The following is a 13514-nucleotide window of genomic DNA, read 5'->3' as shown; positions in this document are numbered from 1 at the left end:
GTTCACCGCCGACCTGGAGCTCGACCTCGACGCCTACGCCGACCACCTGGACGCGCTGGCGGAGGTGGGCTGACGTGCACGTGACGGGTTACGGCTACCCGTGGGACGTGGGGCCGGAATTCGCCGACCGGGTGCGGGATCTCGGCGTCGACGAGGTCGCGGTCGCGGTGTCCTACCACAGCACGCGGGCCGCGACGCCGTGGTCGAAGCAGGGCGCCAGCGTCACCGCCCGGCACGCGGCGCTCTACCGGCCGATCCGCGACGGGTGGGGCGAGTTGCGGCCCGCGCCCGCCGACTGGGTCGATTCCGCCGACAGCGCCGGAGACGCGATCCGCGCGCTGGCGGCGGCCGGGATCCCGGCCGCCGCGTGGCTGGTGCTGACGCACAACTCCTTGCTGGGCACGAAGTTCCCCGAGTTCGCGGTGCAGAACTGCTTCGGGGAGACCTATCCCTGGGCGTTGTGCCCGGCGCAGGAGGAGGTGCGCGCGTTCGCCGCCCGGCTGACCGCGGAATCCTTAACAGAGCTGGATGTCCGTTCCGTCGTGCTGGAGGCGTGCGGGCAGCTCGGCGCGATCCACCAGCACCAGCACGAGAAGACCGACGCGGTGTGGTCGCCCGCTGCGGCCCGGCTGCTCTCGGTGTGCTGCTGTGCCGCGTGCGCCGCAGGTTGGGCCGAGCACGACGTGCTGCCGGAGGCCGCCCGCGCGTTGCTGCGGGAGGAGGTCCGGCGGCTCATCGCCGAAGGCGACCTCACCGCCACCGAGGACCGGCTGCCCGACGAGCTCCGCGCGGCGTTGCTGTCGACCCGGCAGCGGGCGACCGACCAGCTGCGGCAGGATGTGCTCAAGGCGATCGGCGGCGACCGCCGCGTGGTGCTGCACGGCGCGATCGATCCGTGGGTGACGGGAGCGCTGCCGGGGCTCACCCCGCAGGCCGCCCACGACGTCGACGCCGTCGTGCTGCCCTGCTGGGTGCCCGGCGCGGCGACCGTTGCGACCGTTGCCGCCGCGGCCGGCTCGATACCGGCCACAGCGGACGTCGGTGCCTACGTGACGGCGGCCGGGCCCGAAGTGCCCGACATCGCCGGGTACGTCCGGGAGCTGGGGCGGGCGGGCGCCACCGAACTGCACCTCTACCACCTCGGGCTGGCCGGGCCCGCCCGCTGGCCGGACCTGCGCCGCGCCGTCGAGCAGGCCCACGGCCGGCCGACGTGAGCCGGGAGGAGCAACCACGGTGCCCGGCCCAGGACGGGGTGGCGGTGTCCGGCGGCGCCGTCGTCGACGTCCCGGTGGCCGGTGCACGCGACCGGGGGCTCGTCCGACACCTGGCGGCGGGAACGAGCCCCCGTTTCGCGCATTCCGGAATTGCCGCGCGAATTGCGAATCAGCCCGCGCTCACCCGGAAATCGCGGAACTGCGCGTGCACATCCCGGCTCGGACCCCAAGAAGTGTCGTGACCGCCGAAGAACGTGGAGAAGAAGATTCCCGAGAACGGGATTCCGGCGACGTCCTGGATGCCCTGCTCGCGCAGCACCTCCTGGCCGTCGTACCGGATCGCGATGGTGCCACTGTTGCGGTCCACCGACTGCTCCACGGTGTGCCACTGCCCGTCGGCCTGCCACGCCCACGAGCCCAGTCCGACGTCCTTGCCGTAGCCGTCGCCCTGCGACGGGTCGTAGACGTACACCGTTGCCTTCGGCTCGTCGCTGCGGATCCGCCACATGTACCGGGTCGACCACGCGTCGCCGTGCTGGCCGCCGCTGGCCTGGCCGGGCGGCCCGCCGTAGAGGCCGGGCAGCTTCCCGCCGCGTTCGCCGAAGTCCCAGTCCTCGGGGAATCGCACCTGGTAGCTGAGGTTCAGGACCGCGGCGTCGGCCAGGTCGTCGCGGCCGATCGAGCGGAAGTCGGTGTAGAACTGCCCGCCGCCTTCGCTCGGGCAGTCACCGCACGACGGCGCGGACGAGCCCTTGCCGTAGAACACGTCGAGCTCCTCGCCCTGCGGCTGCATCCGGTCGAAGCCCCAGTCGCCCTCGGTGACGAAACCCCACTGCTGCTTCCAGGAATCGCCGGGGAAATCGGCGAATCCGCCGGTCCAGGGCTCGGCCGCCGGCGCATCGGCGCCGGGAGCCGCGGCCGCGGGCAGGGCGGCCAGCGCCAGCACTGCCGCCAGCGACAACCCGGCGAGACCGCTCATCCGCCGGAAAGCACGTCGTTTTCTCACGTCGTACACCTCGCATCCGATTCGATGTCGACCGGGCGGCGGTACGGCCTGCCGGGAGAATCCCGGCAATTGGAAAGCAGACACCAGAAACGGGCGATCGGTCAAGCCCGGAAACGGTTTCCGCCCCGAATTTCCGATGCTGTTCAAGAATGTGATCGCGGCATTGGCGATTTTTCCGCGCTGCGCCATCGTATTCGGCGTCGGCCGGTTTTCCCGGCAGTGGGCCGACCGCCGCCAGCCCCGCCGCACGGCCGGTTCCGACGTCGATTCCCAGCCCCCAGGAGGATGGATGTCGACCAGCGGACTGCGGCGGATTTCGGCGGTCACGGCCGGGCCGGCCCTCGCGGCCGGGACCGTCAGGTGCGCAACACCCGCGACGAGGGCGTGTACTTCCGGGCCACCAGCTCCGACAACGTCATCCAGCGCTCGTTCGTCCACGACACCGGCACCGAGCAGCCGCAGTTCGGCGAGGGCGTCTACTTCGGCTAGGCGGAGAGCAACTGGGACAAGTACGGTGACACGCCCGGGCAGCCGGACCGCAGCGACCGCAACCAGGCGCTGGACAACCGGCTGGGGCCCGCTGCCGCACGACAAGCGGTGCGGCGACCGGCGCAACGAGGTCTACCGGGACACACGGTGGTCAACGCCGGGGCGGGCTTCTCCGACGTGGAGCCGATCGGCTGACCGGCTGCTTCGCTGGCGGTCCCGGGTGCGGCCCGGGGCCGCCCTTCGCGTCCGTAGAGCACCGATCCGGTTACAGAAAAGGGCCGGTTCGGTGAACTTTCACGATCTGTACGCGATGTGCCCGGAATAACGACTAGAACGCGTGGCTCCGATCTCGATCGAGTGATCTTGATCCGATACAGTGCGTTCGCACCAGGGGGACACGGACGTGGAAGTGGAGAGGAGCGCCCCGCCGACACCACTGCGTCATGAAACGCGTCCGCACGACGTTCAGATCGGCTCGCCCGGGCGCGGGCGAGGACAAACGATGGAAAGTGCTTGGAAGTGACAACCCAAAACGAGTCTTTCGCACCCCCTGGAGAAGCGAGGAGACGCCGGGCGAAACGCTCCGACACCTCGATCCGCTCCCGGCTCACGTGGGCGGTCGCCATCCCGTGGGTCGTCGTCGGCGTCCTCTGGGTCGTCGGCTGCTCGCTGTTCGCCTTCGAGGCCATCTACACCCAGCAGGTCGCCGCCAGCGTCCGGCAGATGTCGCTGCCCGCGGTGACGGCCCTGGACCACGTGCAGCGGGAACGCCTGCGCAGCCTCGAAGTGATCACGCGGCCCGGCATCGGCAATGCCGAACTCGCTGCGCAGCAGAAGGAAACCGACGAGGCGCTGGCTGCCTTGCAGGTGGAGGCCAAGTCGGTCGTCGACTCGGCCCCGCTGGAAGTCCAGCAGCCGATGCGCGAGCTGACCGGCTACTTCGAGCGGCTGCCCGACCTCCGCTCCCGGATCTCCAGCGGCCAGGTCCCGGCCAACGAGGTCAACGGGTTCTACAACGGGCTCTTCGACACCGCCACCAGGCTGTTCGACGTCCAGTCCCGGATCGTGCCGGACCCCGAAACGCTGCAGGGCGGTCTCGCCGCGACCTCGCTGTTCCGGGCCTCCGACATGTTCTCCCGGGAGGCGGCGCTGGTCGGCACCGCGCTGACCGCCAATGAGCTGACGCCCGACCAGTACCGCCTGCTGGTGAACTACATCGACGCCCACCACACGACGATGGCGGTGAACGCCGACAGCATCCTGCCCAGCGTGCGGGCCGACTACCAGCGGCTGGTCGAAAGCCCGTCCTGGAAGCAGCTGGTCGACGCCGAGAACCGGATCATCGCCGGAGGCTCGTTCAAGGGCGGTAACCCGCCGGTGCGGCTGGACGACTGGCAGCGCATCACCAACGACGTCGGTGCCGGCATGTCCAGCCTGGTGTTCAAGCAGGCCGACGAGGTTTCGCAGGGCGGTGTCGCCAGCGGTACGGACACGCTGTGGAACGTGCTGTGGGGCAGCCTCGCCGCCCTCGCCGTCGCGGTCGTGTCGTTCATCTTCGCCCGCCGCGTCTACCGCACGGTCGTCGACGAGGCGCTGCTGACCCGGCTGCAGGACCTGCGCACCGAGTCGCTGGCGATGGCCGAGAAGCTGCCCGACGTCGTGCGCCGACTGCGCGACGGCGAGTCCGTCAACGTGGAAACCGAGATGGTCCCGCTGGCGCACTACGGCAGCGACGAGGTCGGCCAGGTGGCGCAAGCCATCCAGCTGTTCCAGGAGGAAGCGGTCCACGCGGCCGTCGGTGAAACCCGGGCCCGGCAGGGCGCGCGTGTGGTGTTCGTCGGCATGGCGCACCGAATCCAGCGGCTGCTGCGGCACATGCACGGCACCATCGACCAGCTGGAGCGCAACGAGGAGAACTCCGCACAGCTGGCGAAGCTGTTCGACCTGGACAACTCGACCACCCGCGCCCGGCGCACGGTCGAGAACCTGCTGGTCCTCGGTGACCAGCAGCCGGGCCGCCGGTGGAGCCGGCCGGTCGCGCTGATGGACGTGCTGCGCTCGTCGGTCTCCGAGATCGACCAGTACTCGCGCGTGGTCATCGGGCACGTCCCGGAGGTGATGGTCAACGGCTCCGCCGTCGGCGACGCGATTCACCTGATCTCCGAGCTGATCGACAACGCGACCGCGTTCTCGCCGCCGAACACCCAGGTGCACGTGGACGCCACCGCGGTGGCGCGCGGCGTCGCCGTCGACATCGCGGACCAGGGCCTCGGCATGGACCCGTCGACCCGCGACCGGGCCAACTCGATGATGTCCGAGCCGCCGGAGTTCGACCGGCTGGTGCTGGAGAACAACAAGGCCGAGCAGCTGGGCCTGTTCACCGCCGCGCGACTGGCGCACCGCCGCGAGATCGCCGTGGAGTTCGGCATCTCGGCCTACGGCGGAACCCGCGCCACGGTGCTGTTCCCGGACCGCATCCTGGAGGCCGACACGTCGGTCACCACGAGCAACGGCGGCGGCGCGTTCCCGCCGGTCAGCAACGGCGTCAGCGCCGCGATGAACGGCAACGGGAGTGGCGCAGGCCACATCAACAGTGGCGGCAAACACCAACTCGCCGAACCGGCGGTGGTGCCGCGGCCGCGAGAGTTGAGCTGGAATGGTGTCATGACCGACCAGCCCACCCAAGCGCAATCGGCACCGGAGCCGAAACCGGCTGAAACCACTTACGAGTGGCCCGCGTCGGAGCCGATCCCGCAAGCGAACCCAGCCATGACGCAGTTCGAGCCCCTGCCGCCGGAGCCGGCCCCGGCCCCGGCACCGATGCCTTCGTCGGAACGGCGGCGGGCCGCGGGTGGCCGTCCGCCGCTGCCCAAGCGCGTGCCGCAGACCCACCTCGCGGATGGGCTGCGGGACGACCCGGACCAGGAGGAGCAGGCCATCGTCGCCTCTCCGAGCAAGCTGGCGGGCTTCCGGCGGGCGTTCCGAGGCGGCTTCGGCGACACGCCCGACGACCGCTCGTGAGCAGACCAGACAAAAAGCAAGTGTGTGTGAGGTGGGCATGACCGAAACAGCTTCGAAACTGAGTTGGTTGCTGGACGACTTCGTGCAGGGCGTGCACGGCGCGGACCACGCCGTGGTGTTGTCCAACGACGGCTTGGTGATCGCCAAGTCGGCCGGGCTGGACCGCGACTCCGCCGACAAGCTGGCGGCCGCTTCGTCGAGCATGCGCAGCATCGGCAAGGGCGTCAGCAAGGACTTCGGCCGTGGCGTGGTGTCGCAGACGCACGTCGAGATGGAGCGCGGCTTCCTGTTCATCTCCGCCGCCGGTAACGGCGCCTGCCTGGCCGTGCTCAGCGCGTCCGAGGCGGACATCGAGCTGGTGGCCTACGAGATGGGCCGGCTGATCACCCGGGTCGGCACCTTCTTGTCGGCCGCTCCGCGGGAAATTCGCGGCGTGGCGGCGGAAAGGTTCTGACCGTGGACGAGGCGTGGTATGACGATGAGGCGGGCCCGATAGTCCGCCCGTACACGATCACGCGCGGTCGCACCCCCGGCAAGCACACGCGGCTCGACACGGCGACGCAGGTGATCACCGCCGAGCCGCGTCCGGAGGCACCGAGGCTGGAGCTGGCCCCCGAGCACCGGCTGATCCTGGACGCGTGCATGCGTCCGGTGTCGCTGGCGGAGCTGAGCGTCATGCTGACCCAGCCGCTGGGCGTGGTCCGGGTCCTGTGCGGCGACCTGCTCGACCATGGCGCCGTCTTCGTGCGCTCGCCTCGTACAGAAGTCAGCCGAGACATCTTGGAGCAGGTTTACCGTGGGCTTTGCAGACTCTAGATTGGCCGGAGGCCGGTCACCCCAGAACAGAGACGGCGGCTCGTCGTCCGACCGCGGCGGCGAGTCCACCGCGGCGCCGATTCCCGTGAAGCTGGTCGTCGCGGGCGGTTTCGGGGTGGGGAAGACGACCCTCGTCGGTGCGGTGAGCGAGATTCCGCCGCTGACCACCGAAGAGGAGATGACCGTCGCCAGCGAAGGCGTCGACGACCTCACCGGCGTCGAGCGCAAGGAGACCACCACGGTCGCGCTGGACTTCGGGCGCATCACCATCTCGGAAGAGATCGTGCTGTACCTGTTCGGCGCGCCGGGCCAGAACCGGTTCTGGCCACTGTGGAACGACCTGGCGCTCGGTGCGGTCGGCGCCGTCGTGCTGGTCGACACCCGGAAGCTGGAAGAGGCGTTCGCCTCGGTGGACTTCTTCGAGCGGCGCGGCATCCCGTTCGTGGTGGCGGTCAACATCTTCGACGACGCGTACCACTACGAGCCGGAGGAGGTGCGCGAGGCGCTGGTCATCCCATCGGAGGTGCCGATCGTGATCTGCGACGCCCGCGACCGCGAGCTCGCGAAGAACGCGCTGATCACGCTGGTGCGCCACGCGATCGACCGGGCGCCGGCGGACGTCGGCTGAGGTGTGCGGCGAAAAAGGGGCGTGGCCGGGATCTTCCCGGCCACGCCCCTTTTTTCGGTGTTTCAGACCGCGATCGGTTCGGTGCGGCAGCGGAAGTGCCGCAGCACCTGCGGCGCGTGGCTGATCCGGTAGCCCGGCACCCGCTCGGGGTTCTTGGCGATCGCGGCCAGGATTTCGGCCACGTACTCCAGGTGGCTGTGGTCGTAGACGCGGCGCGGCAGCGCCAGCCGGACGAGTTCGAACGGCGCCGGGGTGACCAGCTCGTTGTTCGAGTCCAGCTCGCCGAGGTACAGCGAACCCAGCTCGGCGGCGCGGATCCCGCCCTCCCGGTACAGCGCGCAGGCCAGCGAGTGGCCGGGGAAGTGCTGCGGCTGCAGGTGCGGCAGCAGGCGCCCCGCGTTGAGGTAGATGCCGTGCAGGCCGGACGGGCGCACCGTGTCCACCCCGGCTTCGCGCGCGCGGTCGGCCAGGAACGCGGCCTCCCGCTCGCGGTCGGCGAGGTAGTGCGGGTCCAGCACCTCGCGCAGGCCCTGGGCGAGCTGCTCCAGGGTGTGGCCGGTGAGGCCGCCGTAGGTGCGGAAGCCCTCGGTGGCGATGATGTCGACCTCGCACCGGTCGGCCAGCTCGGTGTCGTGCAGGCCGATGAACGCGCCTTCCGGTGACAGGCCGTCCTTCTTCAGGCTCGCCACCGCGCCGTCGGCGAGCTCGAACGCGCGCCGCGCCACGGCCCGCGGGCTCCACTGCTCGTAGCCGGGTTCCCGCTGGGTGACCAGCCAGGCGTTCTCGGCGAAGCGGGCGGCGTCGAGGATCAGCGGCACGCCGTGCGCGCGGGCGACCGCGCTGATCGCCTCCAGGTTGGCCATCGACACCGGCTGCCCGCCGCCGCCGTTGTTGGTGATGGTGACCAGGATCTGCCCGACGCGGTGGCCGTCCGGTCCGGCGAGGACGTTGCGAACCGCCTCGACGTCGATGTTGCCCTTGAACGGCAGGTCGGCGTCGAGGTCCTGCGCCTCCGGGCAGGGCAGGTCCCAGGCCGCGGCGCCCAGCCGCTCCACGTTGGCCCGGGTGGTGTCGAAGTGGGTGTTGCTGAGGCTGATCTTGCCGGGGCCGAGCAGCGCGGTGAACAGCACTCGCTCGGCGGCCCGGCCCTGGTGCACCGGCATCACGTGCCGGTACGGCACGATGTCGCGCACCGATTCGCGGAACCGGTAGTACGACTCCGCACCCGCGTACCGCTCGTCCGCCCGCTGCGCCCAGGCCTGCTGGTCGATCGACACCGCCCCGGTGCCGGAGTCGGACAGCAGGTCGATGCTGACCCGGTCGGCCTGGATGTTGAACGGGTTGTGCCCGGCGCGGTCCAGTTCTTGGATCCGCTGTTCCCGAGTGGTGATCGGGATCGGCCGCACGACGGCGGCGACGAATGGGCGGAGGTGCGGCATGTTGGCGTTGCTCCTAAGTGGATTCTCGGAGTGGGTTACCGGTCCTGCCGGGGCGTCCCGCCGTAGGCCTCCGAGGAGACGTACACGGTGGTCCCGGTCCGGTTCGGGCTCAGCCGGAGCGACACGTGCGCGAGCAGGCCCGCATCGTCCTCCAGCCGCCGATCCGTGACCGCGTCGATCACCTCGTCGACCACGGTCGGGTCGATGTGGTGCATGCGGAGGTGCTGCTGCACCCGTTCCCGCGCGACGGCGTCGTTGGGCACGTAGTCGCGGATCGGCAGGTAGAGACTGTAGTTGCTGGGCTTCTCCTGGTCTCCTTCGACGAAGGAGTAGCTGGAGATCAGCGGTCGCCCGGAGAAGACCTCGGTGCCGGGGGCGAGCACCGAGCACAGGTCGCGCACCAGAGCGGGATCGATGCAGGGCACGGCGGAGGCGGCGAACTCGGCATCGGTGGGCCGCGCGTCGTGCTGGCTGATGTAGAGCTTCACCCGCGACTGCGGGCTGTGGTCGAGGTCGACGGCGAAGAACGTCAGGCGGTCGAGCTCGCCGCGCCGCAGCGCGAACTTGTTGATCGTCGAGTAGGCCTCGGGCAGCCCGAGGCGGGCGAACGCCTCCTCCACCAGGTGCGGAGCCGACTCCGCGCCGCACACCTCGGGGTTGAAGTACACCTTGAACTTCGGCGCGCCCTCGGCGGTGAAGATCAGCGAGAACCACCACGAGAACTTGCCCTGCGGCTCGGCGCTGGAGAAGAGGTCCTGGACGGAGCGGAGCCGGTCCAGGGACAGCTCGTACCGGTCGGCCAGGGTGTCGATCAGGTCGCGGGCGGCCTGCAGGTTGGCGGCAGGCCCGGGGGCGGCGGGGATGGTCTCGGCGAGGATGCGGAGGTGCCGCGCGCCGTTGTCCTCGAACTGGACGGAGAACTCGACGGGGGTGTTGTCGTCGGCCACATCGGACGGCCACAGGGGAGGCTGGGACAGCGGCCTGGAGTTGGCGGCAGAGAGGACGTCGCCGAGCAAGCGGACGGGTTCGGTCGCGTCGATGCCGACCGTGCGACAGAGGTTCTGTAACTGGTATCTGGCTACTTCACCCAGTGTGGCACCGACAGCGCGCATTGGAACCCCGATCCGTGTACTTCGTGATAAGACAAGTCGGATTCAAGTGACGGCCGGTCACGATAATACGCCCGTTCCGGACTCGCCACCCCTCGCGGCGTGATCTTTCGCATCTCTTAATCCGCCGGACGGAACTCAGCGCAAATACGGAGCGTTACGGCAGCTCGTGGACACATCTCCGAGATCAACTTGTAATGAAACGAAGGTTCACTAAGCGGATTGAAACTGCTAGAGACTTCAATTGGAGATCTTGTTAATCACGGCCGGTAACTATTTCGAAGTTCATCGCGACTTGACTGTCCCGGAAGATTATGTTTACGGCCGGTTGGTTGGCCGGGTCAACAATGGACTGACGACAATGTCGACTACCTCGACGATGACACCGGCCGGATTCCGGGTCCGCCCCGGCGGGTGGCCGGCCCGCCGGGGAGGCCGGCGTCACCGGCCGAGGTGCATGCCGCCGCTGACGTGCAGGACCTGACCGGTGATGTGCGAGGCCTCGGCCGAGGCCAGGAACGCGATGAGCGCGGCGACCTCCTCGACGCGGCCGAGCCGGCCGTCGGCGGACCGCGAGGAGACGAACTCCCGGCGCGCGGCGGGGAAGTCGCCGCCGCGGAAGAAGTCGGTGCCTTCGGTCGGGCCGGGGGAGACGACGTTGGCGGTGATGCCGCGGGAGCCGAGCTGGAAGGCCAGTTCGGACGTCCAGGGCTCCAGTGTGGCCTTGACGGCGCCGTAGCTGCCCTGCCCGGATCGCGCGGTGACGGAGCCCAGGTTGACGATGCGGGCATCGTCGGCGAGCCGGGGCAGCAGGGCGTGCGTGACCAGCACGGCGCTGAGCACGTTCGCCTCGAAGTTGGCGGACCACGAGTCACGAACGGCCTTGAGGTCGTCCGCGGCCGGGGCGCCGTCGACGAGATCGGTGTTCCCGCCGGCGGCGTTGATCAGCACGTCGACCCGCTCGGGGAGCTCGCCCAGCGCGGCCTGCAGGGCGGCCGGATCGGTGGCGTCGACCGGCACCGCCCGGGAGTCGGGGCCGAGGTCGGCGACCGCGTCGGCCAGCTTCTCGGGGCGCCGCCCGAGTAGCACGACCTGATCGCCGGCGGCCACCAGGCGGGAGGCGACGGCGCGGCCGATCCCGGTCCCACCGCCGGTGATCACTGCATTGCGAGGCATGCTTCCTCCTAGTTCTTTAGATCTAAAGATAGGCCCGATGCTAGCTCTTCTTTAGACCTAAAGACAACCGATCTAGACTGGGCTCATGAGCAGCGACGCCGTGGACGAGATCGTCGACCAGTGGGCGCGAGAACGCCCGGGCATGCCCGTGGACTCCATCGGGGTGGTCGCCAGGATCCTGCGCATAGCCAAGCTGCTGACCGACGAGCGGCGCCGGGTGCTGGCCGAGCTGGGCATCGACAACGCGATCCTCGACCTGCTCGCCACGCTGCGCCGAGCCGGGGCGCCGTACCGGCTGAGCCCGGCCGAGATCGCGGAGAACTGCCTGGTCAGCGGAGGGGCGATCACGCAGCGCGTGGCCAGGGCGGAGGAGTCGGGCCTGGTGCGGTCGCAGCGGTCGGCGTCCGGCAAGCGGACGGTGACGGTGGAGCTGACGCCGCGAGGGCACCAGGCCATCGAGCGGAACATCGAGGTGCTGATCGGCCGGGAGCGGCAGCTGCTCGCCGGGATGCCGGCTGGCGACCAGCGGCAGCTGGAGGGGCTGTTGCGCGACCTGCTGGCCCAGATGAGCCGGGACTGAGGCGAGCTCACTTCTCCCGGGGCACGCGGCCCATCAGGAAGAACTCGTCGTTCGGGCGCAGCGCCATCAGGTGCGCCAGCCGGTTGGACATGGCGAAGAACGCGGTGATCGCGCCGATGTCCCAGATCTCGTCGTCGGACAACCCCGCAGCGCGGGCCGCGGCCAGCTCAGGCTCGCCGAAGCTCGCCGAATCCTGCGCGACGGACAGCGCGAGATCGACGATGGCCCGCTGTCGATCGCTCAGCGCGGCGCCCCACGGGTTCGCGGCCACCAAGTCGGCGATCTGGTCGTCCTTCGCCCGCACCCGGAGGATCGCGCCGTGCGCGACGACGCAGTACGTGCAGTGGTTGGCCGCCGAGGTGGCGACCACGACGAGTTCCCGTTCGGCCTTCGACAGGCTGGAGTCGCGTTCCATCAGCGCGTCGTGGTAGTCGCAGAACGCGCGGAGCTCGGCGGGCCGGTGGCCGAGCGCGAGGAACACGTTGGGCACGAACCCGGACTTCTCCGCGATGGCGCCGATCCGTTCCCGGAGGTCCTCTGGGAGGTCTGCCAACCGCACCGACCCGAACCTGCTGATCTCTTTGCCCATGCGGGCACGGTATTACTGCGGCGGCGAGCAGTCGATGGCGTCGGGGCTGATGTCGGACGGGCTCCGGTAGACTTCCCCGGCCAGGGGCGAAGAGTGGAAGCGAGAGTCTTGATGGCACGTGATGGGGACCGCAACGGTTCTTCGGGGGTTCTGGGCCGGATCGATCGGTTCGTCTGGATCCCCGTGGTGCCGATGCTGGTCCTGGCGCTGGTGACGACGCTCATCGGAGTGCCGCTGCTGGGTCTGATGCTGCTGATCGGCGCACTGGTGCTGGTGGGCTTCGACCTGTGGGTGAACAGCCGCCGCAAGGCCTACCGGCCGCGCCGCGAGCCGGAACCGCCCCGCCGCCGCGAGCCCGCCCGAGAGCCTGCCCGCAGGCCGGCGCGCCAGGCCCCGCCCCAGCGCGCGGCAGCCCCACGTGGAGGTACGGCCCGAAACGGTGCAACGCGCGTCGCCAACCAGCCGCGACGCAACCCAGGCCAGGGCTCCAGGCAGCAGCAGCGCCCCGCAGGTGGCCGTCCCGGCCCGCGTCGCTGACCGTCGCCCGCCCGGCTGTATCGGGGCTTCGGGCGTTCGGTGCCCAAGCTCCTGAACCTCGGCAGTGCGACGGTGTCGCTTGCTGTCCGCACAACAGGCGCGGACGACAGTGGAGATCATTTTCTCTATTGCGGTGACGAATGACCGGCCGTTGATCAAAGAGGAGTGCGCGGACGGCAAGATCGTCAAGACAACAGTGCCTGTCGGTCGTGCAAGAGCGTTGCGGTTCGAATTGATCACGATGTCGTTCCGATCTTCTCGTCACTATGTTCGAGCTACGGAGCGTTAAGGACTGTTGGGCGATCCGTTGCCGTTCTCGGCGTCATTGGCTCGAGCGGCGCACTAGTAGGACTCGAGCGTCAATCGCAACGACCTGAACTGAATCCGGGCGTCATGGATCGCCCGCCGGGCCCCGTGGTGCGGGGATGAGGTCCCGGAGGTGTTCGAGGTGCTGGGCGGGTAGTGCTCTGCCGCCTGGTCTTGGTGTTCGTTTGGGGTCCACTGTGGGCGGTGGAATGAACTCGGGTCTCCCATCGCACATGGCGATCTCCCATCGTTGGTTGTGGAGTGTGCGGTGGTGGTGTGCGCAGAGCATGACCATGTTGTCCAGATTGGTGGCGCCGCCGTCGGCCCAGTGCTGGACGTGGTGTGCTTCGGGTGTTCCCGGCGGTCGGTCACACCCGGGGAACGCGCAGACGCCGTCGCGTCGGAGTAGTGCGGTGCGGATGTGGGTGGGTGCGGTGCGTTTCGCCCTGCCGACGTCCAGTGGGAGGCTGTCGCCGTCGAGGGCGATGGGCAGTACCTCGGCGTCGCAGGCGATGCGGCGTGCGTTCTGCGCGGTGATGGCACGTTCGGTGTTCAGCGTGCCGGGCATGCCGTCCTCGTTGACGAACCCCAGGCCCCGCTTGAG

At 69.6% G+C, this 13514-nt stretch carries 14 protein-coding genes; 8 read left to right on the top strand and 6 right to left on the bottom strand.

Annotated features, from left to right (window positions below; all coding sequences use genetic code 11):
- Positions 1 to 74: 74 nt before the first annotated feature.
- Entirely contained in the window at positions 75 to 1214 is a 1140-nt protein-coding gene (locus tag BLW84_RS00070) for a hypothetical protein (RefSeq protein WP_093259867.1), read from the top strand.
- A 169-nt stretch (positions 1215 to 1383) separates the two neighbouring features.
- Here the strand turns inward: BLW84_RS00070 and BLW84_RS00065 are convergent, their stop codons facing one another.
- The gene (locus tag BLW84_RS00065) at positions 1384 to 2220 is read right to left on the bottom strand and encodes a polysaccharide lyase (RefSeq protein WP_245760840.1); all 837 of its coding nucleotides are present in this window, start codon (positions 2218 to 2220) and stop codon (positions 1384 to 1386) included.
- A 285-nt stretch (positions 2221 to 2505) separates the two neighbouring features.
- Between BLW84_RS00065 and BLW84_RS00060 the strand changes: the two genes are divergently transcribed.
- The 5 genes from BLW84_RS00060 (at position 2506) to BLW84_RS00040 (ending at position 7174) form a co-directional block, all read left to right on the top strand.
- On the top strand, positions 2506 to 2709 hold the full coding sequence (locus BLW84_RS00060) for a hypothetical protein (RefSeq protein WP_093259865.1): 204 nt from the start codon (positions 2506 to 2508) through the stop codon (positions 2707 to 2709).
- 519 nt (positions 2710 to 3228) lie between these two features.
- Positions 3229 to 5730: a sensor histidine kinase gene (locus BLW84_RS00055; protein WP_143060820.1), complete on the top strand. Its 2502-nt coding sequence runs from the start codon at positions 3229 to 3231 to the stop codon at positions 5728 to 5730.
- A 37-nt stretch (positions 5731 to 5767) separates the two neighbouring features.
- On the top strand, positions 5768 to 6184 hold the full coding sequence (locus tag BLW84_RS00050) for a roadblock/LC7 domain-containing protein (RefSeq protein WP_093259861.1): 417 nt from the start codon (positions 5768 to 5770) through the stop codon (positions 6182 to 6184).
- Positions 6185 to 6186: 2 nt separating this feature from the next.
- On the top strand, positions 6187 to 6546 hold the full coding sequence (locus BLW84_RS00045; RefSeq protein WP_093259859.1) for a DUF742 domain-containing protein: 360 nt from the start codon (positions 6187 to 6189) through the stop codon (positions 6544 to 6546).
- A 79-nt stretch (positions 6547 to 6625) separates the two neighbouring features.
- Positions 6626 to 7174, top strand: coding sequence for a GTP-binding protein (locus BLW84_RS00040; protein ID WP_245760862.1), 549 nt, complete (start codon positions 6626 to 6628; stop codon positions 7172 to 7174).
- 62 nt (positions 7175 to 7236) lie between these two features.
- On the opposite strand, the gene BLW84_RS00035 is transcribed toward BLW84_RS00040, so the two are convergent.
- From BLW84_RS00035 to BLW84_RS00025, 3 genes are all read right to left on the bottom strand, one after another.
- Positions 7237 to 8613, bottom strand: coding sequence for a tryptophanase (locus tag BLW84_RS00035; protein ID WP_093259854.1), 1377 nt, complete (start codon positions 8611 to 8613; stop codon positions 7237 to 7239).
- A 35-nt stretch (positions 8614 to 8648) separates the two neighbouring features.
- The gene (locus tag BLW84_RS00030; RefSeq protein WP_245760839.1) at positions 8649 to 9629 is read right to left on the bottom strand and encodes a tryptophan dimethylallyltransferase family protein; all 981 of its coding nucleotides are present in this window, start codon (positions 9627 to 9629) and stop codon (positions 8649 to 8651) included.
- A gap of 534 nt (positions 9630 to 10163) precedes the next feature.
- Positions 10164 to 10898, bottom strand: coding sequence for an SDR family NAD(P)-dependent oxidoreductase (locus BLW84_RS00025; protein ID WP_093259850.1), 735 nt, complete (start codon positions 10896 to 10898; stop codon positions 10164 to 10166).
- 85 nt (positions 10899 to 10983) lie between these two features.
- Here BLW84_RS00025 and BLW84_RS00020 point away from each other — a divergent pair, with 85 nt between their 5' ends.
- Positions 10984 to 11478 carry a MarR family winged helix-turn-helix transcriptional regulator gene (locus tag BLW84_RS00020; protein WP_093259848.1) on the top strand — a complete coding sequence of 165 codons (495 nt, stop codon included), beginning with the start codon at positions 10984 to 10986 and terminating at the stop codon, positions 11476 to 11478.
- Positions 11479 to 11485: 7 nt separating this feature from the next.
- Here the strand turns inward: BLW84_RS00020 and BLW84_RS00015 are convergent, their stop codons facing one another.
- The gene (locus tag BLW84_RS00015; protein WP_093259846.1) at positions 11486 to 12067 is read right to left on the bottom strand and encodes a peroxidase-related enzyme; all 582 of its coding nucleotides are present in this window, start codon (positions 12065 to 12067) and stop codon (positions 11486 to 11488) included.
- Positions 12068 to 12178: 111 nt separating this feature from the next.
- Here BLW84_RS00015 and BLW84_RS00010 point away from each other — a divergent pair, with 111 nt between their 5' ends.
- Positions 12179 to 12604: a hypothetical protein gene (locus BLW84_RS00010; RefSeq protein WP_093259844.1), complete on the top strand. Its 426-nt coding sequence runs from the start codon at positions 12179 to 12181 to the stop codon at positions 12602 to 12604.
- Between the two features lie 391 nt (positions 12605 to 12995).
- Here BLW84_RS00010 and BLW84_RS00005 read toward each other — a convergent pair.
- Positions 12996 to 13514: HNH endonuclease signature motif containing protein (locus BLW84_RS00005; RefSeq protein WP_143060819.1), on the bottom strand; the 519-nt coding region annotated here is incomplete at its 5' end.

Origin of the sequence: Saccharopolyspora shandongensis (assembly GCF_900106995.1) — a bacterium.
In the GTDB taxonomy this organism is placed as follows: domain Bacteria; phylum Actinomycetota; class Actinomycetes; order Mycobacteriales; family Pseudonocardiaceae; genus Saccharopolyspora; species Saccharopolyspora shandongensis.
Note: the sequence above shows the minus strand (reverse complement) of the source record. Positions and strands in the feature narration are given on the sequence as shown.

What these genes read in the sequence shown, in the direction of transcription:
- BLW84_RS00060 (WP_093259865.1), top strand. Translation starts at nt 2,506, where the DNA reads ATGGATGTCGACCAGCGGACTGCGGCGGATTTCGGCGGTCACGGCCGG.
- BLW84_RS00050 (WP_093259861.1), top strand. Translation starts at nt 5,768, where the DNA reads ATGACCGAAACAGCTTCGAAACTGAGTTGGTTGCTGGACGACTTCGTG.
- BLW84_RS00035 (WP_093259854.1), bottom strand. Translation starts at nt 8,613, where the DNA reads ATGCCGCACCTCCGCCCATTCGTCGCCGCCGTCGTGCGGCCGATCCCG.
- BLW84_RS00025 (WP_093259850.1), bottom strand. Translation starts at nt 10,898, where the DNA reads ATGCCTCGCAATGCAGTGATCACCGGCGGTGGGACCGGGATCGGCCGC.
- BLW84_RS00020 (WP_093259848.1), top strand. Translation starts at nt 10,984, where the DNA reads ATGAGCAGCGACGCCGTGGACGAGATCGTCGACCAGTGGGCGCGAGAA.
- BLW84_RS00015 (WP_093259846.1), bottom strand. Translation starts at nt 12,067, where the DNA reads ATGGGCAAAGAGATCAGCAGGTTCGGGTCGGTGCGGTTGGCAGACCTC.
- BLW84_RS00010 (WP_093259844.1), top strand. Translation starts at nt 12,179, where the DNA reads ATGGCACGTGATGGGGACCGCAACGGTTCTTCGGGGGTTCTGGGCCGG.